Origin of the sequence: Rhodopseudomonas telluris, from assembly GCF_042432815.1 — a bacterium.
Taxonomy (GTDB): Bacteria; Pseudomonadota; Alphaproteobacteria; order Rhizobiales; family Xanthobacteraceae; genus Rhodopseudomonas; species Rhodopseudomonas telluris.
This window is the reverse complement of the sequence record NZ_JBHLWM010000012.1, coordinates 202,697-221,784: the sequence shown is the minus strand read 5'-3', so window position 1 is coordinate 221,784 and position 19,088 is coordinate 202,697. Positions and strand designations below refer to the sequence as shown.

19 protein-coding genes and 2 tRNA genes are annotated in these 19,088 nt (G+C 65.5%); 7 read left to right on the top strand and 14 right to left on the bottom strand.

Annotated elements, in window-relative coordinates:
• Positions 1–15: 15 nt before the first annotated feature.
• Positions 16–513 carry a cupin domain-containing protein gene (locus ACFFJ6_RS24995; RefSeq protein WP_378393057.1) on the top strand — a complete coding sequence of 166 codons (498 nt, stop codon included), beginning with the start codon at positions 16–18 and terminating at the stop codon, positions 511–513.
• Positions 514–611: 98 nt separating this feature from the next.
• Here the strand turns inward: ACFFJ6_RS24995 and ACFFJ6_RS24990 are convergent, their stop codons facing one another.
• Positions 612–1,544 (bottom strand): transporter, encoded by a 933-nt coding sequence (locus ACFFJ6_RS24990; RefSeq protein WP_378393055.1) that lies wholly within the window; start codon positions 1,542–1,544, stop codon positions 612–614.
• Between the two features lie 681 nt (positions 1,545–2,225).
• Positions 2,226–2,311, bottom strand: a tRNA-Tyr gene (locus tag ACFFJ6_RS24985).
• A 201-nt stretch (positions 2,312–2,512) separates the two neighbouring features.
• Here ACFFJ6_RS24985 and rlmB point away from each other — a divergent pair.
• Positions 2,513–3,331: a 23S rRNA (guanosine(2251)-2'-O)-methyltransferase RlmB gene (gene rlmB, locus ACFFJ6_RS24980; RefSeq protein ID WP_378393053.1), complete on the top strand. Its 819-nt coding sequence runs from the start codon at positions 2,513–2,515 to the stop codon at positions 3,329–3,331.
• A 177-nt stretch (positions 3,332–3,508) separates the two neighbouring features.
• On the opposite strand, the gene ACFFJ6_RS24975 is transcribed toward rlmB, so the two are convergent.
• The 7 genes from ACFFJ6_RS24975 to ACFFJ6_RS24945 all read right to left on the bottom strand — a co-directional run bounded on the left by ACFFJ6_RS24975 (position 3,509) and on the right by ACFFJ6_RS24945 (position 7,562).
• Positions 3,509–4,054 (bottom strand): hypothetical protein, encoded by a 546-nt coding sequence (locus ACFFJ6_RS24975; RefSeq protein ID WP_378393051.1) that lies wholly within the window; start codon positions 4,052–4,054, stop codon positions 3,509–3,511.
• A 91-nt stretch (positions 4,055–4,145) separates the two neighbouring features.
• Positions 4,146–4,628 (bottom strand): hypothetical protein, encoded by a 483-nt coding sequence (locus ACFFJ6_RS24970; protein ID WP_378393049.1) that lies wholly within the window; start codon positions 4,626–4,628, stop codon positions 4,146–4,148.
• 163 nt (positions 4,629–4,791) lie between these two features.
• Positions 4,792–4,866 (bottom strand) — tRNA-Thr (locus ACFFJ6_RS24965).
• Positions 4,867–5,278: 412 nt separating this feature from the next.
• Positions 5,279–5,392 (bottom strand): sodium:solute symporter, encoded by a 114-nt coding sequence (locus ACFFJ6_RS24960; protein ID WP_378393047.1) that lies wholly within the window; start codon positions 5,390–5,392, stop codon positions 5,279–5,281.
• Between the two features lie 412 nt (positions 5,393–5,804).
• On the bottom strand, positions 5,805–6,521 hold the full coding sequence (locus ACFFJ6_RS24955; protein WP_378393045.1) for an outer membrane beta-barrel protein: 717 nt from the start codon (positions 6,519–6,521) through the stop codon (positions 5,805–5,807).
• Between the two features lie 170 nt (positions 6,522–6,691).
• Positions 6,692–7,093: a hypothetical protein gene (locus ACFFJ6_RS24950; protein WP_378393043.1), complete on the bottom strand. Its 402-nt coding sequence runs from the start codon at positions 7,091–7,093 to the stop codon at positions 6,692–6,694.
• A 133-nt stretch (positions 7,094–7,226) separates the two neighbouring features.
• A complete protein-coding gene (locus ACFFJ6_RS24945) occupies positions 7,227–7,562 on the bottom strand; it encodes a hypothetical protein (protein WP_378393041.1) in 336 nt (111 codons plus the stop codon).
• Between the two features lie 275 nt (positions 7,563–7,837).
• Between ACFFJ6_RS24945 and ACFFJ6_RS24940 the strand changes: the two genes are divergently transcribed.
• The 3 genes from ACFFJ6_RS24940 (at position 7,838) to ACFFJ6_RS24930 (ending at position 13,287) form a co-directional block, all read left to right on the top strand.
• The gene (locus tag ACFFJ6_RS24940; protein WP_378393039.1) at positions 7,838–8,368 is read left to right on the top strand and encodes a tetratricopeptide repeat protein; all 531 of its coding nucleotides are present in this window, start codon (positions 7,838–7,840) and stop codon (positions 8,366–8,368) included.
• Positions 8,369–8,562: 194 nt separating this feature from the next.
• Positions 8,563–9,342, top strand: coding sequence for an NAD kinase (locus ACFFJ6_RS24935; RefSeq protein ID WP_378393037.1), 780 nt, complete (start codon positions 8,563–8,565; stop codon positions 9,340–9,342).
• Between the two features lie 384 nt (positions 9,343–9,726).
• On the top strand, positions 9,727–13,287 hold the full coding sequence (locus tag ACFFJ6_RS24930) for a class I SAM-dependent DNA methyltransferase (protein WP_378393035.1): 3,561 nt from the start codon (positions 9,727–9,729) through the stop codon (positions 13,285–13,287).
• A 152-nt stretch (positions 13,288–13,439) separates the two neighbouring features.
• Here the strand turns inward: ACFFJ6_RS24930 and ACFFJ6_RS24925 are convergent, their stop codons facing one another.
• The 3 genes from ACFFJ6_RS24925 to ACFFJ6_RS24915 form a co-directional block, all read right to left on the bottom strand.
• Complete coding sequence (locus ACFFJ6_RS24925) at positions 13,440–13,604, bottom strand: hypothetical protein (protein WP_378393033.1); 165 nt, start codon at positions 13,602–13,604, stop codon at positions 13,440–13,442.
• Positions 13,605–13,815: 211 nt separating this feature from the next.
• Positions 13,816–13,998: a hypothetical protein gene (locus ACFFJ6_RS24920; RefSeq protein ID WP_378393031.1), complete on the bottom strand. Its 183-nt coding sequence runs from the start codon at positions 13,996–13,998 to the stop codon at positions 13,816–13,818.
• A gap of 329 nt (positions 13,999–14,327) precedes the next feature.
• Positions 14,328–15,344 (bottom strand): fumarylacetoacetate hydrolase family protein, encoded by a 1,017-nt coding sequence (locus ACFFJ6_RS24915; RefSeq protein WP_378393029.1) that lies wholly within the window; start codon positions 15,342–15,344, stop codon positions 14,328–14,330.
• Between the two features lie 249 nt (positions 15,345–15,593).
• On the opposite strand from ACFFJ6_RS24915, the gene ACFFJ6_RS24910 reads away from it, so the two are divergent.
• Both ACFFJ6_RS24910 and ACFFJ6_RS24905 read left to right on the top strand, forming a co-directional pair.
• A complete protein-coding gene (locus tag ACFFJ6_RS24910) occupies positions 15,594–16,139 on the top strand; it encodes a response regulator (RefSeq protein WP_054163181.1) in 546 nt (181 codons plus the stop codon).
• Between the two features lie 4 nt (positions 16,140–16,143).
• On the top strand, positions 16,144–16,725 hold the full coding sequence (locus tag ACFFJ6_RS24905) for an Hpt domain-containing protein (protein ID WP_378393027.1): 582 nt from the start codon (positions 16,144–16,146) through the stop codon (positions 16,723–16,725).
• A 165-nt stretch (positions 16,726–16,890) separates the two neighbouring features.
• On the opposite strand, the gene ACFFJ6_RS24900 is transcribed toward ACFFJ6_RS24905, so the two are convergent.
• Both ACFFJ6_RS24900 and ACFFJ6_RS24895 read right to left on the bottom strand, forming a co-directional pair.
• Positions 16,891–17,178 carry a GIY-YIG nuclease family protein gene (locus tag ACFFJ6_RS24900; RefSeq protein ID WP_378393025.1) on the bottom strand — a complete coding sequence of 96 codons (288 nt, stop codon included), beginning with the start codon at positions 17,176–17,178 and terminating at the stop codon, positions 16,891–16,893.
• A gap of 319 nt (positions 17,179–17,497) precedes the next feature.
• The gene (locus ACFFJ6_RS24895; RefSeq protein WP_378393023.1) at positions 17,498–18,664 is read right to left on the bottom strand and encodes a DUF2336 domain-containing protein; all 1,167 of its coding nucleotides are present in this window, start codon (positions 18,662–18,664) and stop codon (positions 17,498–17,500) included.
• Between the last annotated feature and the right edge of the window lie 424 nt (positions 18,665–19,088).

Sequence of the window (19,088 nt, the reverse complement as noted above, 5' to 3'; positions counted from 1 at the left end):
GGAACATCGAATCTCATGGCCAGGCTTCTGTTCGAGGACGGTCGCGAAGCGACTGCTGACGATCTCACGACGCTCGCTGCCGCCTTCGGCATCATCGTCGAACGGCGCGACGTGCCGGCGGCGCTGGCTCCGCTGCTCGAACGCGAGCTGCTCGACGACGAGGCGACACGCGATGTGCTCGCCGCGCTGCCGCCGCGCCCCGACTTTCCGTCGCGCGACCTGATCGTGCTGCATCCGAGCCGCAAGGATAACGAACAGCTCGCCAGCAAATTCGAGGGCTGGCATCGTCATCCGGGCGACGAAATTCGCCACATTCTCGACGGCCAGGGCATCTTCGGCGTGATCGTCGACGGCCGCCGGGCCGATCTGTTCGTCGGCCGCGGCGACTTTGTCGTCGTGCCGGCTGGTCTCGAGCACAATTTCCGCCTCACCGAGTCGCGGCGGATCAAAGCGGTCCGCTATCTCAGCGACGCGTCGGGATGGGTGGCCGAGTTCACGGGCCGCGCCGCCTGATCGACGTCGTGACAGAGCCGGCCCTGAATGTCGTCGGGCGCGAGATGGTGCCGGCGCCGCGATCTCGATGATCGCTGCGCCAGCTGCTCGGGGCCACCTTAGTACTTGGTGATCAGCGGCTTCTTCGTCACCCTCGCCTCGGGATTCCACAGCGGCACGATGACCCGAGACCAGAACCTGGTATCGTAGCCGTTGTAATTGCTCTCGGCGACATCCCGCGTCAGATAGAACTGCGTGATCACCGGGCCGAAATTGTAGCCGACGAGGCCGCCAAGCGCGAACCGGCTTTGCTTCTTGTCGTAAAGGCCGAGCGTGCGACCGGCCCACGGCGTGCCCAGATCGGTCGAGCCATAGCCGACGAAGCCGACCTCCCACTTGTTGAAGTGCTTGGAGATCGCGAAATCGATCTGCGCCGTGTCGGGCTGGATGTGAATGCCGGTATCGCGATCGCTGCCGCTGCTCGAATAGGTGAAGTTCGCGCTGGCGCTCCAGCTGTCGTGATTGTAGGCGAGCGTCGCGATTTCGAGAAACGTCCAGTAATTGCCGCCGAGATTGAGCGTGTTGCCGAGCGCGGTATTGACCGGAGCGAAGGCCCCCACATAGTTGGCGAAGCCCCAACCGCCACCGAGATCCCAGGCGATGCCGACGAGGCCGGCGGGATTGTAGAAATCGCGCCATGCAGCGCTGGTCGGCGTGTTCGGATTGACGCTGACAGCGAGCTCCGGAACGATGCCGAGCACCTCGACTCGGCCGCCAAAGATCGTCAGCGGCGTCGCCCATGCCAGCACGGGAATGTTGACGCCGGCGTCGATCGTCGGCGATCCCGATTTGGAGCGCTCGAAATAGGTCGCGGTGTTGATGAAGTACACCCCTTCCGGTAGCGGCGCGCCCAGCGCAATGCCGGTTGTCCACCCGGCCGGGCTGACCGGATCGGCGGACGCTGTGCCGCCGACGACGATCAAGGTCGCTCCGCTGACAACCACACGCAGCAGGTCACGCAGTGGCTTCGTGATGAAGTTCAAGTTCAACATGATGTCCCCCAAGAGAATGAATGCAGGCCTGTTCGCCCATCCGATGGTGGTTGACGCGAACAGAACCCCTCCAATGGGGCGTGATAATAAGTTGACGGAATTTCCCGACCAATTCCAAAACCACGACGCATCTGGAACAAGCTGTACTGCCTGCAATCGAACGGCAGTGCATTCTCACTTGGAGTACGGATGGCTGGTATCAACGCACTTCATCACTCGTCGACGAAGCGACAGCGAGAGGATTGAAGCGACGACGTAGCTCTGATCGCGAATACTCGTCGAACGCCTCCACTCCGCCGACGGTCGTGCTCCTCCCGATCGATAATTAGAGCGACAAGACGATCAGTCGATGCGAGATCGCCAGATGACCAAGCGAGCCACGCGCCACGGCTCCTCTCAGAGGCGGTTCAGCCGTGGAGATGGAATTCCTGCCGACCAAGCACACGATGGATGCGGAGCGTCACCCCGCCGCCGCGATGCGTCTCCTCTTCGCCGACAGCTTGAACAGCGACAGGTCCCGGCGATCGGAAGCCGGCGCTCCTCCCGGCCGGAAGCTTGGCAGAAGCGGTCCGATCGTGTGCAGGATCAGGATCGGCCCCGGCCAACCACAGTCCGCTGAACCGCAGCGGCGCGGCAATCGCCCGCGCTTTGATCGTTCAATTGTTCCAGAAGCTTATCAGATGGTGGGGGAGGCAGGACTCGAACCTGCGAAGCCATGAGGCGGCTGATTTACAGTCAGCTCCCTTTGCCACTCGGGACACTCCCCCGCCCTGTGCCACCGGGCCGCACGCCTGTGGCAGGCAAAACCGGAACCGGACAGCCGCAGCGAGCCCGCGGGCGGGCCTGCAACGCGGCGCGGTTATGGGCGATGCGGGGGGGCCAAGTCAACCAATCCTATGACATTTTCTCGACGCATCGATCCGGTTGGGGAAATTGCCTTGGCGACGAGGCCGTGGGACAAGCGCGCCATGAGTCCAAAAGACCGAAATCCGCGCTTTCAGCGCCGCGACGACCGCCCACGGGGCGGGCCGCCGCGCTTCCACCGCCGCGCGCCGCGCGAACGCGAGCCCGAGGGCATCGCGATTCTCTACGGCTGGCACACCGTCACGGCGGCGCTGGCCAACCCGAAGCGCCGAATCCGCAGGCTGCTGCTCACCGAGAACGCCGCCCGCAAGCTCGCCGACGAGGGCATCGTTCCCAAGATGACGCCCGAAATCGTCCGTCCGGGCGATATCGACCACCGCCTCGGCCCGGATGCGGTGCATCAGGGCATGCTGGCCGAAGCCGATCCGCTGGATGGGCCGCGGATCGACACCCTGCCCGACGACGGCATCGTGCTGGTGCTCGACCAGATCACCGATCCGCATAATGTCGGCGCGATTCTGCGATCGGCCGCGGCGTTCGCCGTGAAGGCAATCGTCACCACCGCCCGGCACAGCCCGGAAGCGACCGGCGTGCTAGCAAAATCCGCCTCCGGCGCGCTGGAGCTGGTGCCGCTGGTGCTGGTGCAGAACCTCGCCCGCGCGCTGACCGAGCTGAACAAACGCGGCTTTCTCACGGTCGGGCTGGACAGCGAGGGCGGTGCCGATCTTGCGGCCGTCGACCTGCACGCGCCGCTGGCGCTGGTGCTCGGCGCCGAGGGCAAGGGTCTGCGGCAGCTGACGCGAGAGACCTGCAGCGTGGTGGCGCGGCTCGACATGCCGGGCGAGATCAAGAGCCTCAACGTCTCCAACGCCGCGGCGCTGGCACTTTATATCGGCGCGAGCCGGCTCGGCCTGATGCGCTGAACGGTTGTCGAAGGGCTGACCGATGCAGCCCCCCTCGATGCCGGGTCGTCATCCTGAGGCGCGTGCGAAGCACGCCTCGACGGATGTAGCCACAACGCCTACGGCATCCCTTGAGACCCCAAAACAAACGCCCGCCCGCATCGCTGCGGACGGGCGCTTGGCGTTAAAGTTTGCCGATCAGTAATTGCGGCGCAGTACCGGCCCGTACGGACGATGATGACGCGGCGCATGGGCGTAGCGCGGCGCGCCATGTTGCCCGCGATACGCGGCGCCGTAATACATGCCGTAGCGATGGTGATGCCGCATATGGCGGCGGCCATAGCTGTAAACGACCGGTCCCGTCGCCACGGGACCGCCGACATATTGGTGCGTCATCGCATTGGCATAGACGCCGCCGGTATAGGCCGAGCCGGTGCGCCATACCGAGACCGGGCGATCGTCATATGTCGCGACCGGTGCGAAATTGCCCGGGCCCGAATAGGTCGGCCCCTGATTGACGTAGTAATAGCGGGTCGGGTCGGGCAGCCGCTCGAACTCCGCCGAGCCGTAACCGGCGCCGTAGCCGTAATCATATGGCACATAGGCCGGCGAGCCGCAGGCGCTGACCGCGCCACACGGCGCGCAGGCGCCGGCGAACAGCCCGCCGCCGCACGCCAGCGCCGGCGCGGCGCTGACGGTCACGACGGCCACCGCCGCCATCAAACCCGAAATCATCTGACGCATGTTACTCTCCGGATGGGTGCTGTTTCTTGCTTTGTTATCGTTGGGGTTGGTCGTCGATCGAGATCGGTGCGGTTGAAAGCCAACGCAGCGGCTAGCCTCGCGGCCCGCGGAAATTCGGCGGCGGCAGCCGCCCGCCCTCTTCCAGCGGCGGCGCGATGATCACCTGCGGCGGGTCCATCGGAACCATCGGCGGCGCCGGCTGCGGAGGCCGCGACTCGACCTCCCAGGATTGACTGAAGCTCTCGGCCGGCTTGGGCAATTGCCGGTTCGCCGGCGGCTCGATTTCCAGCCGGCCGTAACCCGGCAGGCGGTTCGAGCCCGGATAATAGTGACCGACCTCCGGCAGACGCACCGGGCGGCTGCCGTAGAACGTCGGCTGCCGGTGCACGCCGCGCTCGAGCCCCCAATCGCCCTCGACCACCGTGTAGGACACGTCGCGGCCGTTGATGATGATCGGAACGCCGGGCCGGCCCGGAATCACCACGCCGAAGCCTCCGCTGTCGGCGCAGGCGGGCGCCGCCGTCACGGTCATGAGCAGAATCGCCAGCGCGGCGCGCGAGGTCGCAGGTTTCATAGCCATGGCACCGAGGGTAGTTGAAAAGCTTGCCGGATGAGTTAAGGCGCGGCAGCGAAGCGCCGGTTAGCCTAACGCGCGACAAGGAATCCGGGTCCGATCGCTCGGTGTGACGAGCGAATCGTTAACGCGGGCCGGATCCCCAAGCTTCACAAGGGATGCATGGTGCCGGCGGAGAGGATCGAACTCCCGACCTTCGGTTTACAAAACCGCTGCACTACCGCTGTGCTACGCCGGCGAGGCACGCTGCGTCGAGACAGCTAGCAGCGCGGGCCGTTGACGACAAGGCCGGGCTGGCAAGTTTCGCAAGGCGCCGGATCGCTCACAGCTCGATCGCCATCTGGGCCGTCTCGAAGCTCTCGGCAGCGGTCATGGGACGGAGCTTAGCGCCCGGTGGCGGGAGTGCCCAGGATGAGCGCGCGCCGAGGCGCACTGACACGGATAGGAACGGATCGCCATGCCGCGCCTTGCCCCGGCATGAGCGACAAATTCGACGATCCGAGCCGCAAAGGCAACGAACCTACCCCGTTACTGATGATCGCCGTCGCGGTGATCCCGCTGCTCGGCGTCGCAGCCTGGTTCATGTTCGGCTGACGATCGCCCCGCGGCCCGCCCGGGCGTTAGACCTCGGTCAGCCGACGGTGGTCGACCTAGTGCCGCGACGCCAATGCCGCGGCGATGCGGCCCTGGATCACCACGCCAAGCCAGATCACCAGCGTCGACAGCGCAGCAGCAGCGATCACGAGAATATCGAATTCGGACATCGGACTTATCCTCCCGTGGTGCGGTCAATGCACCGGCGCGTGACATGCGACGCGGCGCAGCGGGCGACAGCGACGATATTCGCCGTCTCCTGTGTCCGCGGCTTTGATGCCGATCAACAGCTTGCCGCGTCCCGAAAGCCGGCGGGCTACAGCCAGCGGGCCAGCACCACGACGTTGACCGCGCAGGCAACCAGCAGCGCCAGCGTCAGGCCGACCGGGATCCCCTCGAGCAGGGTTTTCGAGATCGTCGTCATGCGGCGACCATCGGGCGATTCTGGTTCCCGAGTCCCGCCCGATATTTTTCCGGGGATTTAACACTCGTTAACCTTCGATTCCCGCGCGCCGGCCGGCCCCCGCGCAACAAAAAAGGCCGGCACTGGAGCCGGCCTTTCGTATCGTGGAATTGGCTGTCTCAGTACTTCGCGACCGCGGGGCCGCCCCAGCCGAACCGGTAGTTGATACCGGCCTTGACGGTGTGATCGTCGTTGCGGAACGAGGTGCCGACCACGTCGGCCGGACCACCGGTGAAGTTGGTGTCGCCGAACTTGTAGTACTGGTACTCGACCTTGGCGGACCAGCTCGGCGCGAACATGTATTCGAGGCCGGCGCCGACCGTATAGCCGTCGTTGCGGCTGCCCGAGGTCGAGTAGCCCGCGGCGGCACCAGTGGCATCGAGCACGCCCAGGCTGGAATCGCGGAACGCGTAACCGCCCTTGGCGTAGAGCAGCGCCGGGCCCCAGGTGTAGCCGAGCCGGCCGGTGACCGAGCCGAGACCGCGGGTGTTTTCGGTCGCGGTGCTGCCGCCCGAGAACAGCACGCCGGTGTTGTTCGAGGCCATCCAGCTGTACTGCGCCTCGACACCGACCACCCAGTTGGGCGCGAACTGATAGTCGAAGCCGCCCTGCACACCGCCCATGAAGCGGCCGGCATCGCTTTGGATGTTATTACTTCCGGCGAACGCACCGCCGACGTTGCCGCCGATGTAGAAGCCCGTCCAGTTATACACCACTTCGGGCGCAGTGTAGGCTGGCGGCGGCGCCTTGGCGTAGGTGCGCGGGCCGAGATCGGCAGCGAAAGCGGGCGCGGTGAGCGCGCAGATCGCAGCGGCGCTGAGCAGAACTTTCTTCATCGTGTCCCTCGTTCGATGTCGTCCGATGTGCTCAAAACAAGATGGCGCGAATTTGGTTGCCCCACGGCAAGGCCGCAGCAAGGTTGGAGCCGGACTGTGACAGCCGGACAACAGGTCGGAACTCGCCCTGATCATCAGATTAGTCGCGCTGGGTTGTGATTTGGTCCGCGCTATCGCGACAATTTTTCCAGCTCGGGAAACGGCGCATAAACCGCGGCCGCGCACAGCTCCGTCGCGTTGGCGGCGACGCGATCGAGCCGGCCGTTGACGTGAACGATCGCGATGTCCTGCGGCCGGCCGCCCTGCGGGGTGAAACGCAGACACGAAACGAAACGCATCCGGCCGCCGACGTCGCGCTGCACCGGCTCGGCCATCATGGCGTCGCGCAGGCCGACCGGATTGTTCAGATAGCTGCGGAGAAACGCCGGGATTTCGCTGCGATAATTCGCCGGAAACGGCTGCACGCCATCGCCGCCGGCATCGGGCGGGCCTGAATCGCCGCCGGTGATACAACCGCCGAGCGTGGCGGCGGCGGCGAGCGCGAGCACGAGGCGACGGGCAGAGACAGGCACGGCAGGCTCTTGGATGTAAACGGCAACGCCGCAGCAATAACCGCTTCGCGCGTTGAATCAAAGCCGGCTGCACGCGCCGCGTGCCGCAGCCGCACCGGGGGTGGTGAACCGGTGCGGCCGCAGCGTCCGATCCTTAGCCGCGCTTGGGGGCTACTGCGGGGCGGATCGAAGCCTTCGACAGATGCTGCTTGGCGTTGCTCTGCACGCTGGCCTTGGCGACGTGCTGATGGCCGCGCAGGCTGCTCTGCTTGTTCAGCTTGTGGTGCACGGCGCGGTGGTGATGACGGGCGACATGCGCCTTGGCCTTCGGCGCGACCTTGGTCTGCGCCATCGGCGTCGCGGACGGCTTGGCGGCGTCGGTCGCGGTCGCCGCAGCGGGGGCAGCCGGAGTCTTCTCGGCCCCGGCGGCGAAGGCCGGCGCGGTGAGCATCGAGACGGCGAGCAGAGCGGCTGACAAGGACTTGATCATGGTGGTCTCCTTCGTTGAACGAAGTTGGTTGCAAAATCACAGCCGGCTGGTGAAGCTTCGACCGTGAGCCCGCCGGCCGGGCTTCCGATCATGTCGCGACGCTAGGCCGCACCGTTTGAACCGAAGCTGAAGTGAAACGGCAGCTTGGGTTCATCCGTATGAATGGGCTGTCAGCTTCGCGGCGGAGAGCGGCCCCGGCGGGATTGAACGGCGGCGCGCGGGGTTGATAGCGCGGGCCGCTCGGCGTGAATCGGCTTGATGACAGGAGACCTGCGATGACCGGACGACTGCGACTGCTCGCCTTTGCCCTGCTCTCGGCCGCGCTGATCGCGCCGCCGGCGCTGACCGCCGCCTATGCGGCGGGCGACTCCACCCCCTCGCCGCCTCCGTCCTCGGACACCAAGTCCGGCGACAAGAAGAAGGACAAGCGCTCGGAGCAGCGTTTCCAGGACGGCTATCGCGCCGCTTACGCGACCGTGTACGACCGCGCCGACTACGCGGCGGCGATCGATCAGCTCAAGGCGCTGCAGCACGACGACAACGCCTCGGTGGCAACGCTGATCGGCTATTCGTATCGCAAGCTCGGCGACTACAAGCTCGCGCAGGCGTGGTACGAGCGCGCGCTGAAGACCGATCCGAACCACACCAAGACCTGGCAGTATTACGGCCTGTGGCAGGTCGAACAGGGCAACCGCGAGCGCGCGCAATATCATCTCGACCGCATCGCCGCGCTCTGCGGCAATACGAGCTGCGAGGAATACACCTCGCTCGCCACGGCGATTGCCGGAGCCGGCGGCTCGTACTGATCGCGCCGCGCCGCAAGGATCGATCGCGTGAGAGGCTGCGGCGTCCCCGTGGGCGCCGCAGCCTCTGCACATCGCGGCGCGCAACGCACCGTGGGCGACGGCTCGACAAACCACGGAAACGTCGTATAGACGACGGCAACGAAATCCGCTTCAGTCGCGGCGTTTCGAGCCAGAGCCTGCGCCGAGCCCGCCACATGAGCACGTCCCCGCGACAAGACCGCATCGCCTTCGTGGCGAGCACCAGCGCCGAAGCGCAGGCCGCGCTGGCGCAGCTCGCGTCGCAATACGGCAATCACGATCCGCAGGACGCCGACGTCGTCGTCGCGCTCGGCGGTGACGGCTTGATGCTGCAGACGCTGCATCAGCACATGCGGACCGGCAAGCCGATCTACGGCATGCATCGCGGCACGGTCGGCTTCCTGATGAACGAGTATTCGACCCACGATCTGCATCGACGCCTCGCCGCGGCGCGCGAGACCGTGATCCACCCGCTGCTGATGCGCGCCACCGATATCTACGGCGAAGTGCACATCCACCACGCCATCAACGAAGTCTCGCTGTTCCGCCAGACCCATCAGGCCGCGCGGCTGCGCATCATCATCGACGAACGCGAGCGCATGCACGAGCTCGTCGCCGACGGGATCCTGGTCGCGACGCCGGCCGGTTCGACCGCCTACAACCTCTCGGCGCAGGGCCCGATCCTGCCGATCAACGCGCAGTTACTTGCGCTGACGCCGATCTCCGCGTTCCGGCCACGGCGCTGGCGCGGCGCGCTCTTGCCCGACAACGCCTTCGTGGTGATCGAAGTGCTCGAAGTCGACAAGCGCCCGGTCGCCGCCGTCGCCGATCACGACGAAGCCCGCGACGTCCGCCGCGTCGAAGTGATTTCCGACAAGACCATCGCGATGCGCATGCTGTTCGACCCCGGCCACAGCCTCGAGGAGCGGATCCTCAGCGAGCAGTTCGGGACGTAGTCGGTCGGCTCGTCGCAAGCGCTGCAGCGGCGAACGAGAAGCGAGAGCGGCTAGCCGGCACGCGGCGCCACTTGCGGCGATTTTCCACATTTCTATCAAATGGTTACCCGCACCGCGCGGCGACGGCCGGCCATTTTGTTGCGACCGGCTCGCCGTTACGGCGCGACGTTGATTTCGCTAGGCTTTTCGATCCGGGCCGGTACGGCAAACTGGTGACAAAGCTGCGGCAACGCTGATTGCGACTTCCTCGCGCCTCCGGACAAAACCTCGCTCTCGGGCCGGCCGACCAACCTCTCCTAAGGTTGCATTTTCTTATTCACACAATCGATGATTATCGTCCGATATTTCGATCCTTCTGCATACTTGCCCGTTCTGGTTGTGTTCATGAGTCATTTGGCGCGCGATCCCGTCGAACAATTCATCACGCGCTGGCAGAATCAGGAAGGCGGGCAGGAGCGCGCAAACTACGGCCTGTTCCTCACCGAGCTTTGCGACGTCATCAACGTCGACCACCCTCAGCCGGCCGGTGCTACGCACGATCACAACGACTACGTCTTCGAACGCGTCGTCAAAGTGATCAGTAACGACGGAGAGTCGTGGGGACGTATCGACCTCTACAAGAAGAACAGCTTCGTGCTCGAGGCCAAACAGAGCCGGCGCCCCGGTCAACGCAACCAAATCAGACTGGGACAAGACTTCGTCGATTCCGAACGCGACGACGTCGCGCGCGGACGCCGCGGCGCGGAACGCGCATGGGACGTGCTGATGCTGAATGCCAAGCGCCAGGCCGAGGACTACGCGCGCGCCCTGCCCGCCGCGCACGGCTGGCCGCCCTTCATCCTGGTCTGCGACGTCGGCCATTGCATCGAGGTCTATGCCGACTTTTCCGGACAGGGCAAGAACTACACGCAGTTTCCGGATCGGCAGAGCTTCCGCATATACCTCGAAGACTTGCGCAACGACGACGTCCGCGACCGCCTGCAGTCGATCTGGAACGAACCGCAATCGTTGGACCCGACGCAGAAATCCGCCAAGGTCACGCGTGACATCGCCAAGCGACTCGCACAGGTGTCGCTGGCCTTGGAGAAGACGTACTCTCCCGAAGACGTCGCGATGTTTCTGATGCGCTGCCTGTTCACGATGTTCGCCGAGGACGTCGGGCTGCTGCCGAAGAAGGCATTCAAAACGCTGCTGGAAGGGTGCGAACAGCATCCCGAAACGTTCGTGCCTGAAGTGACCCAGCTGTGGGAGGCGATGGACCTCGGCACTTGGGCGCACTCGCTGAAAGCAAAGGTGAAGCGGTTCAATGGAGAGTTCTTTCGGACGCGGGCCGCGCTGTCGCTCGGCCGCGAAGAAATCGGCGAACTACGCCGCGCGGCCGACCACGACTGGAACGAGGTGGATCCGTCGATCTTTGGCACGCTGCTCGAACAGGCGCTCGATCCCCAGGATCGCAAGAAGCTCGGCGCTCACTACACGCCGCGCGCCTATGTCGAGCGGCTGGTGATCGCAACGGTGATCGAGCCGCTGCGCGAAGACTGGCGCAATGTCCAGGCGACCGCCGAAACCTTCCGCAGCAGTGGCGATCTCAAGCGCGCGGCCGCGGCGGTGCAGGCATTTCACGATCAGCTCTGTCACACGCGGGTGCTCGACCCGGCCTGCGGCACCGGCAATTTCCTCTATGTCGCGCTCGAATTGATGAAGCGCCTCGAAGGCGAAGTGCTGGAGGCCCTGCTCGACCTCGGCGGTCAGGAAGCGCTGCGCGGGCTAGGATCACACAGTGTCGACCCGCAGCAATTCCTCGGCCTCGAGATCAACCCGCGTGCGGCGGCGATCGCCGAGCTGGTGCTGTGGATCGGCTATCTGCAATGGCACTTCCGCATTAAGGGCGGACCGCCGGAAGAGCCGATCCTGCAAGCCTTTCGGAACATCAAGGTGAAGAACGCCGTGCTCGATTGGGACGGCGCACCGCTGCCGAAGGTCGTGCGGGGCAAGGAAACCTACCCCAACCCGCGGCGGCCGGAATGGCCTGCGGCGGAGTTCATCGTGGGGAATCCGCCGTTCATCGGCGGCAAGGACATCCGTGCGCGGCTGCCCTACGCCGAAGCGTTATGGGCCGCGCATCCACGAATGAACGAGTCGGCCGACTTCGTGATGTATTGGTGGGATCACGCCGCTGAGCTGCTGACGCGCAAGGGCACGGTGCTGCGCCGTTTCGGATTGGTGACGACAAATTCGATCTCGCAGGTGTTTCAGCGTCGGGTGATGGAGAAGCACCTCAAGGCGAAGAAGCCGATCTCGCTGATCATGGCGATTCCGGATCATCCCTGGACGAAGGCGACACCAGATGCAGCGGCGGTGCGAATTGCGATGACGGCGGGAGTCGCAGGTACAAGCGAAGGCATCTTACAGGAAGTGTGGCATGAGGCGGGCCTCGACACGGACTTCCCCGAGATCAAGCTCAAGCCGCACGAAGGATTCATCAACTCTGACCTAACTGTCGGTGTGGATGTAACCGCAGCAAAAATCTTGGAAGCAAACGCAGGTCTTTGCTCACCCGGCGTCAAGTTGCATGGCTCTGGCTTTATTGTATCCAAACAGGAGGCCATTCACCTCGGGCTTGGAAGACGTCCAGGCTTGGATTCGTACGTCAAAGATTATCGAAATGGACGCGATCTCACGAACCGAGCGCGCGACGTTAAAGTGATTGATCTTTTCGGGCTCGACGAAATCGATGTCAGAAGGCATTTTCCGGAGATCTACCAACATCTCACGACGACGGTGAAGACCGAGAGAGACCGCAATAACCGGGAGAGTTACCGCAGGCATTGGTGGGTCTTTGGCGAGCCTCGGAAAGAGCTAAGACCTGCTCTCACAGACCTTCCGCGTTATTTAGTAACTGTCGAGACGGCCAAACATCGGGTATTCCAATTTTTGGATACCTCGATCATTCCGGACAACATGTTGGTCGCGATCGCGTGCGACGACGCAACGATACTCGGCATGTTATCCTCCCGCATGCATGTCGTCTGGGCACTCCGCGCCGGCGGCTGGCTCGGCGTCGGCAACGATCCGCGCTACTCGAAATCCCGCTGCTTCGACCCCTTCCCCTTCCCCAACGCCAATCCAATACAGAAACACGTCATCCGCGGCATCGCCGAAGAGCTCGACGCGCATCGCAAGCGTGTGCTGGCTGAGCATCCGCATCTGACGCTGACCGGGCTTTACAACGTACTGGAGCGGATCAGGGCGGGAGCGATTCCACAAGCAAAGTCGTCATCCCCGGGCTCGTCCCGGGGATCCACGCCTTCCGGTCGCAGAGCTAAGAAAGGCGTGGATGGCCGGGACGAGCCCGGCCATGACGGGGAGACGGGGATGCGCGGCCAGAACGCGGAGAGCAATGTGCTGACGCCGGACGAACAGCGCATCTTCGACGACGGGCTGGTCCTGATCCTGAAGGAGCTTCACGACAAGCTCGACGTCGCCGTGGCCGAAGCTTACGGCTGGCCGGCGGATTTGTCCGACGACGAGATCTTGGCGCGGTTGGTCGCCTTGAACAAGCAGCGCGCCGCCGAGGAGAAACGTGGGCTGGTGCGCTGGCTGAGGCCGGACTATCAGATCCCGCGCTTTGCCAAGGGCGTCGACAAGCAGGCGGTTGCCGAAGACGGCGCGCAAGTCGCCGCCACGCTCGACCTCGGCGAAGCCCAGCAAAAGCCCGCCTTTCCGACCAACCCGGTGGAGCAAACCGCCGCGGTGTTCGCGGCGCTCGCGGCGGCGCCGGGTGCGATCGATGCCAAGACGCTGGCTGCGCAGTTCAGGCGGACGCGAACGACCGATGCCAAGGTCGCAGATGTACTCGCCGCGCTGGCGCGGCTCGGCCATGTCAGCACTCGCGACGGCGTGACGTTCGTGCTGCGCGGCCCGGCGCTACGCCGTGCTGCGTAGTGCGGCTCGGCACCTTGCCGCGGGATTCCGCCTTCGGCCACAGCTGCGCCGCGTACGTCCCGGAATGACGGGTGGGGTTGGCCGAGGATAAGGCTGCGTTGGGCTATGCGGGGCTGCGACGCGCGGCTTGCGGGGCCGCGGTGCGCTCGTGTCTACCGCTGGTCCCGCCGTTGCGGGACCATGTCGTTGACCTGGCTGAGGACGGCGACGGTGGCGCGGAGGCGGTTGAGGCGGCGGGCGTAGGTGAGCATCAGGCCGATCAGGAAGGCGCTGCAGAGCGTGGTGAACATCAGAAACGCCGTGACTTCGTCGGTCATGAAAGGCCCCCCGTGTGACTCGCCGGCGCGGCAGCGGCGATGCGCGGCCGCGGAGACGATCAACCTAACCGGCAAATCCGGCGCCCGCCATGCGCAACGACAAATTCGGACGCCGCGCGGACGCGATCGTGCGCGATGGCTAATCGTCGATGAAGCCGCTGCGGTGCAGCACGGCGACGCCGCGCGGACGGCACGGCGCTAAGGCCAGCGCCTACTCGTGATAGATCGGACCATTCGGCGCGGTCAGCGCGTGGTCCCAATGCGTGGCGTGGTGGCTGGTGGTCTGGCACTTGGCGCAGCGATAGTCGCGGACCTGATACCCCTGCACCAGCGGGCGGTTGCCGATCAGTTCGAGCGGTTCGTTGCAGGCCGGGCAGATGGGGGTGGTGGTCATGCGTGCCATCCGAATCAGGAATTTCCCGAGGTTAATCGGCGCTGCGCACGGCGTCACCGCAGCGCGATACCCGACCCGAAAGAATCGCCGCGACCGCGCGTCGCAGAGGACGGGGCATTGTGCCGGCTGAGGGTTGCGGCGGGGCCTCGCGTCGGTGACTCGCGGCGCATCCGTCGAGACGCCCGGCTTTCGCCGGGCTCCTCAAAGCCTGACTGGAAATGCGGCCTTCGAGATCAGGCGTTTGCGTTTCCACCCGTCAGGGCCGGGACGAGCCTGGCCATGACGGAATGTGTGAGCAGAGGTTGATGGCGGCCAGTGCCGCGCCCCGCTTACGCCAGATCGAAGATCAGCGTGCCGAGCTTCTCGATCCTGCTGGTGATGCGGTCGCCCTTCTTCAGCCAGACCTGCTTGTCCTTCGGCATGCCGATGATGACGCCGGACGGGGTGCCGGTGAAGATGATGTCGCCGGGTTCGAGCGCGAACAGTTTCGACGTGTAGGAGATCACCTTCTGCGGGTTGAAGATGAACTTCGCGGTGTTCGACTTCTGCCGCGGCTCCTTCTCGTCGTTGACATAGGTCTCGATCGTCAGGTTGTTCGGATCGACCAGATCGGCCGAGACGAAATACGGCCCGATCGGCGCGAAGCCGTCGAGCGTCTTGCCGACCATCCACTGCCCGCCCTTTTCGAGCTGAAGGTCGCGCGCCGAGAAGTCGTGGCCGACCGCGTAGCCGGCGACGTAGCTCAGCGCGTCGGCTTCCGAGACGTTGCGGGCGGTCTTGCCCATCACGATCACCAGCTCGGTCTCGTAGTCGAACTTGGTCGAGACCTCGGCGGGCGGCAGCTTGATGGTCGTCCGATGCGGCGCCAGCGTGTTGTTGTATTTGTTGAACAGGATCGGCTCCTTCGGCAGCTTCTCGCCGGCCTCCTCGGCGTGCTCCTTGTAGTTGAGGCCGACGCAGACGATCTTGCCGGGCGCGGTGAACAGCCGGCCGAACTTGATCGACGCCTCGTCCTTGACGAAATCCGGCTTGTCCTTGGCGGCGGCGACCACCCGCTCCAGCGCCGGCACGCCGCCGACCATCAGCAGACTTTCCAGCGACTGCGGCACGTCGATGTTCAGCGCCTTGCCGGCGGCCGAAACGTCGAGCACGCCGTTGTCCAGCTTGACGCCGAGCGTCTCGCTGCCGTCTTCCTGCTGCATCGCCAGCAGCGTCAGGCCCCGCGGCATCTGCGGCGCCGCCGCCGTCGCGGCCGCCGCGGCCTTCGCCGGTGCCAGCTCGCCGAGCGCCGCGCCGCCGATGCCGGCCGCCACCGCGGTCTTGATGAAATCGCGCCTCGTCGCCATGAGTCCCTCCCTCCAGATTGTTGTTAGCTCCGCGCCGGACTGCCCGGGCGAAGCGCGCCGAGCTTAGCGGCGGGCCTTCATTCCGCCAGCGGCTCGTGGCCCCTTCCCGGCGCATCGGAGCCATGCGGCCTGCGCCGCAGCATTCGTCGCCGCGCCGCAGCGGAAGCGCCCGCGCAACCCTTCCTTAACGCCGCCCGCTTATCGTTAACACGACGTAACCCGCGCGCCGGCAACGCCCGAAGTGTCCTCATGTTTCGCATCGACTTCAACAAGCTGCGCTTCCTGGTCTGCGACGACAATCCGCACATGCGCCGCATCCTGCGGACGCTGCTGCATTCGTTCGGCGCCCGCGAAGTGTACGAAGCCGAGGACGGCGCCACCGCGCTCGAAATGTCGACGCACGCGGCGCCCGACATCATCATCACCGACTGGGAAATGCCGATCTTCGACGGGCTGGAACTGGCGCAGATGATCCGGCAGCCGGATTCGAAGGCCAACCCGTTCGTGCCGATCATCATGCTGACCGCGCATTCGGAGAAGCGCCGCGTGACGCTGGCGCGCGACGCCGGCATCACCGAGTTCCTGGCCAAGCCGATCTCGTCGAAATCGCTGTATCAGCGGGTGCTGAACGTGGTGGCGAGCCCGCGCCCGTTCATCAAGACACGCAACTACTTCGGCCCCGACCGCCGCCGCAACACGTCGGGCGGCTATATCGGCCCGGAGCGGCGCGGCACCGGCGAGGCCGACATCATTCAGCAGCCGTCGCTGCTCGACAAGGCCAAGGTCACGAGCTGACGCCATGCCCAGGAAACGCCCCGGCGACATTCAGGTCGCGACCTTCCCCGATCATCAGGTGTTCACCCAGGCCAATCCGCTGCGCAAGGTGATGCGCCGGATCGGCGACGAGCCCGCCGACGATCCGGTGGCGCGCGCCGAACAGGCGCTGGCCGAGCTGTCGGGTGAATTCGGCGGCTGGATGAGCGTCGAATGCGACCGCCTCGCCGCCGCCTTCGCGGCGCTGCGGCGCGACGGCGTGTCGTCCGCCAACCGCGGCGAACTGTTTCGCGCCGCGCACGACATCAAGGGCGACGCCGCCACCTTCGGCTATCCGGCCGCGGCGGCCGCCGCCGAGAGCCTGTGCCGCGTCATCGAGCACGCGCCGGATCTGGCGCGCGTGCCGGACGAACTGCTCGCCAACCATGTCGACGCCGTGCAGGCGATCGTCCGCGAGGGCGCCGCGCCCAGCAAGGCCGACCTGCAGCGCGCCCTGATCCGCAAACTCCGCAGCGTCGCCGACGAATACCTGGCCTCCGTCAACCGCGACCGCCCCGAGCATCTCGAAGCGATCCTGGCCCCGAGCATCGTGCCGGGGGAGTCATAAGCCGCGGCCCCTCCCCGTCATTCCGGGGCGCGCGCAGCGCGAACCCGGAATCCATAGCCCCTGGACTCTCTGGCCAAACTGGCCTCACCGCGGCTGTGCTCCACTGCATGCGCAGGGGTGTAGTTCCAAGCTCGCGACCTGCGCTCGCGCCGCGGAATCCCGGGCTTATTGACTGATCCCGGGAAACAGATCGACCCACGCCGGATTCTGCGCCTCGATCAGCTGCACCTTCCATTCGCGGCGCCATTTCTTGAGATCTTTCTCGCGCGCGATCGCTGTCAGGGCATCCTCGTAGATCTCGAACCACACCAGAACGCAGACCTCGTAGCGAGCCGTGAAACCCGGCACCGCATGGCTGCGATGCTCGTGCACCCGGCGCACCAGGTCGCGCGTCACGCCGATATACAGCGTCCCGTGCTTCCCGCTGGCGAGCATGTAGACGTAGTACGCCATCGCGAGTCCAGGGGATATGGATTCCGGGTTCGCTCACTACGTTCGCGCCCCGGAATGACGGCCTCTCGGGAGGCTAGATCACAGCACGCAGGCCGCAATGATCGCCGTCAACTGCACCACCTCACCGTCATTCCGGGGCGCGCGGAGCGCGAACCCGGAATCCATAGCCCCTGGACTCTCTGGCTAAACCGGCCTCACCGCGGCTGTGCTGGACCGCACCCGCAGGGGTGATGGATTCCGGGTTCGCGAACTGCGTTCGCGCCCCGGAATGACGAACGCTGGTGGTGGGGCGATGCGCCGGAATGACGGGGAGATTGAGCTACGCCGCCAATCGCTCGAGGCGCCAGACGAAGTGCTCGGCGAGCATGTCGTCGCAGAAGGCGCTGGCGTCTTCGCGGGCGGATTCGGTGGCGAAGCGGCGGAGCAGGATCAGCAGGGGGGCGGCGGCGTCTTCGCTGGTTTCGCAGCGGGTGAGCACGCGCTCGACCATCAGCCGGCGCAGGCGGACCGCGCCGTTCTCGCTGTCGACGAAGCCGATCTCGTGGAGCGCGTCGAGCGCGGCGCGGAAGGCCGCGAACGTCGTCTCTGGCAGGCCGGCCCGCGCCAGCAGCGCGTTGATACTTGCGCCGCGGGCGTGCAGCAGCGCGCCGACGCGGGCCTGCGGCAGGCCGGACAGTTCGGCCAGCGCGTGTTCGAACAATTCGAGATTGCCTGACAGCAGCGCGCGCAGGATCAGCCCCGCGGTGAGCTGGCCGGTGGCGCGCAGATGCTGCATCAGCGCGCGCATGTCGTCGCCGCGCGAGCGCGCCGCCACAGTCACGGTGGAGCGGTCGAGCGCTTCCGCGGTGGTCCGCGCGGCGCGATCGGCCGACAGCCAGCCGCGTGCGACGACGAATTGCTGCAGCGTATCGGACAGCTTGGCGACCAGCGCCAGCCGCGTCGCCGCCGGCAGATCCTCCAGCACCAGCATCGACTCGCGGATCGCCGCGAGATGGCCGTGGCGCTCGACGATGCGGTCCCACGAAAACGGCGCCAGCTCGGCGTGCGGATTCTCGATGAGTTCGAGCGCGGCAGCGGCGGAGCCGACCTCTGCGATCGCCGCGCACACCGCGGCCGGCAGCCGAACGCGGCGCGCGACCGCGCATTGCACGGCGTCGTCACCGGTCGCGACCAGATCGACCAGATCGGCGTCGAGCAGCAGCGGCGAGAATTCGAGCACCGGCAGCGCCACCGAGGCCTGATCGGCGGCGAGCGCACGGACGATCGCGGCCGGCGCACGTACGCTGCGCGAAAACACCTGCGCCATCGCCTGCCGCACCAGCGGCGAGACGTCGTCCAGCATCATCAGCAGCGCGCCCTCGGCGGCAGCGCGGTCGTCGGGGGTGAGATCTGAAATCAGCCAGGCCCGCGCCAACGCCCTTGTCGCTTCGGCGCGCTCACCGGCGGGCGCGTGGCGGATCCAACTGATGAACTGCCGAACGATCATGGCCATTCCGGCTGACTGACTGACGCAACCACCGCCATCGCGAGGCGATACCGAACGTCACCATTCGTAAACCATGAGACTTAACAAAGGGTTCACCATAATGGCGTTGACGATTTGTTAAGTTCAGAAATTGTTAACCAAGGGGCGCGGAGACAGTCAAGCGAACTAATCACCTCTCGCTCGTCATTCCGGGGCGCGCCTCTTGGCGCGAACCCGGAATCCATAGGCCCTGGAGTCGCGGTGAAGCACGGAGTCGCCTTGCGTGCGTCACACAGCGCTCGGCGGTGACTTCGTAGCTAAGTAATAGCCGCCGGGGAGTGTGGATTCCGGGTTCGCTCGCTGCGCGAGCGCCCCGGAATGACTCGGGGAGAGGTCGGTGTCACAAGAAACGTGTTATCGAGCGGCGTGAGACGGAGAATTATTC

Bases quoted from the DNA above. Each gene is read 5' to 3' on its own strand.
- ACFFJ6_RS24995 (WP_378393057.1), top strand. From the start codon at position 16: ATGGCCAGGCTTCTGTTCGAGGACGGTCGCGAAGCGACTGCTGACGAT.
- ACFFJ6_RS24990 (WP_378393055.1), bottom strand. From the start codon at position 1,544: ATGTTGAACTTGAACTTCATCACGAAGCCACTGCGTGACCTGCTGCGT.
- rlmB (WP_378393053.1), top strand. From the start codon at position 2,513: ATGAGTCCAAAAGACCGAAATCCGCGCTTTCAGCGCCGCGACGACCGC.
- ACFFJ6_RS24975 (WP_378393051.1), bottom strand. From the start codon at position 4,054: ATGCGTCAGATGATTTCGGGTTTGATGGCGGCGGTGGCCGTCGTGACC.
- ACFFJ6_RS24970 (WP_378393049.1), bottom strand. From the start codon at position 4,628: ATGAAACCTGCGACCTCGCGCGCCGCGCTGGCGATTCTGCTCATGACC.
- ACFFJ6_RS24960 (WP_378393047.1), bottom strand. From the start codon at position 5,392: ATGTCCGAATTCGATATTCTCGTGATCGCTGCTGCTGCGCTGTCGACG.
- ACFFJ6_RS24955 (WP_378393045.1), bottom strand. From the start codon at position 6,521: ATGAAGAAAGTTCTGCTCAGCGCCGCTGCGATCTGCGCGCTCACCGCG.
- ACFFJ6_RS24945 (WP_378393041.1), bottom strand. From the start codon at position 7,562: ATGATCAAGTCCTTGTCAGCCGCTCTGCTCGCCGTCTCGATGCTCACC.
- ACFFJ6_RS24940 (WP_378393039.1), top strand. From the start codon at position 7,838: ATGACCGGACGACTGCGACTGCTCGCCTTTGCCCTGCTCTCGGCCGCG.
- ACFFJ6_RS24935 (WP_378393037.1), top strand. From the start codon at position 8,563: ATGAGCACGTCCCCGCGACAAGACCGCATCGCCTTCGTGGCGAGCACC.
- ACFFJ6_RS24930 (WP_378393035.1), top strand. From the start codon at position 9,727: ATGAGTCATTTGGCGCGCGATCCCGTCGAACAATTCATCACGCGCTGG.
- ACFFJ6_RS24925 (WP_378393033.1), bottom strand. From the start codon at position 13,604: ATGACCGACGAAGTCACGGCGTTTCTGATGTTCACCACGCTCTGCAGC.
- ACFFJ6_RS24920 (WP_378393031.1), bottom strand. From the start codon at position 13,998: ATGACCACCACCCCCATCTGCCCGGCCTGCAACGAACCGCTCGAACTG.
- ACFFJ6_RS24915 (WP_378393029.1), bottom strand. From the start codon at position 15,344: ATGGCGACGAGGCGCGATTTCATCAAGACCGCGGTGGCGGCCGGCATC.
- ACFFJ6_RS24910 (WP_054163181.1), top strand. From the start codon at position 15,594: ATGTTTCGCATCGACTTCAACAAGCTGCGCTTCCTGGTCTGCGACGAC.
- ACFFJ6_RS24905 (WP_378393027.1), top strand. From the start codon at position 16,144: ATGCCCAGGAAACGCCCCGGCGACATTCAGGTCGCGACCTTCCCCGAT.
- ACFFJ6_RS24900 (WP_378393025.1), bottom strand. From the start codon at position 17,178: ATGGCGTACTACGTCTACATGCTCGCCAGCGGGAAGCACGGGACGCTG.
- ACFFJ6_RS24895 (WP_378393023.1), bottom strand. From the start codon at position 18,664: ATGATCGTTCGGCAGTTCATCAGTTGGATCCGCCACGCGCCCGCCGGT.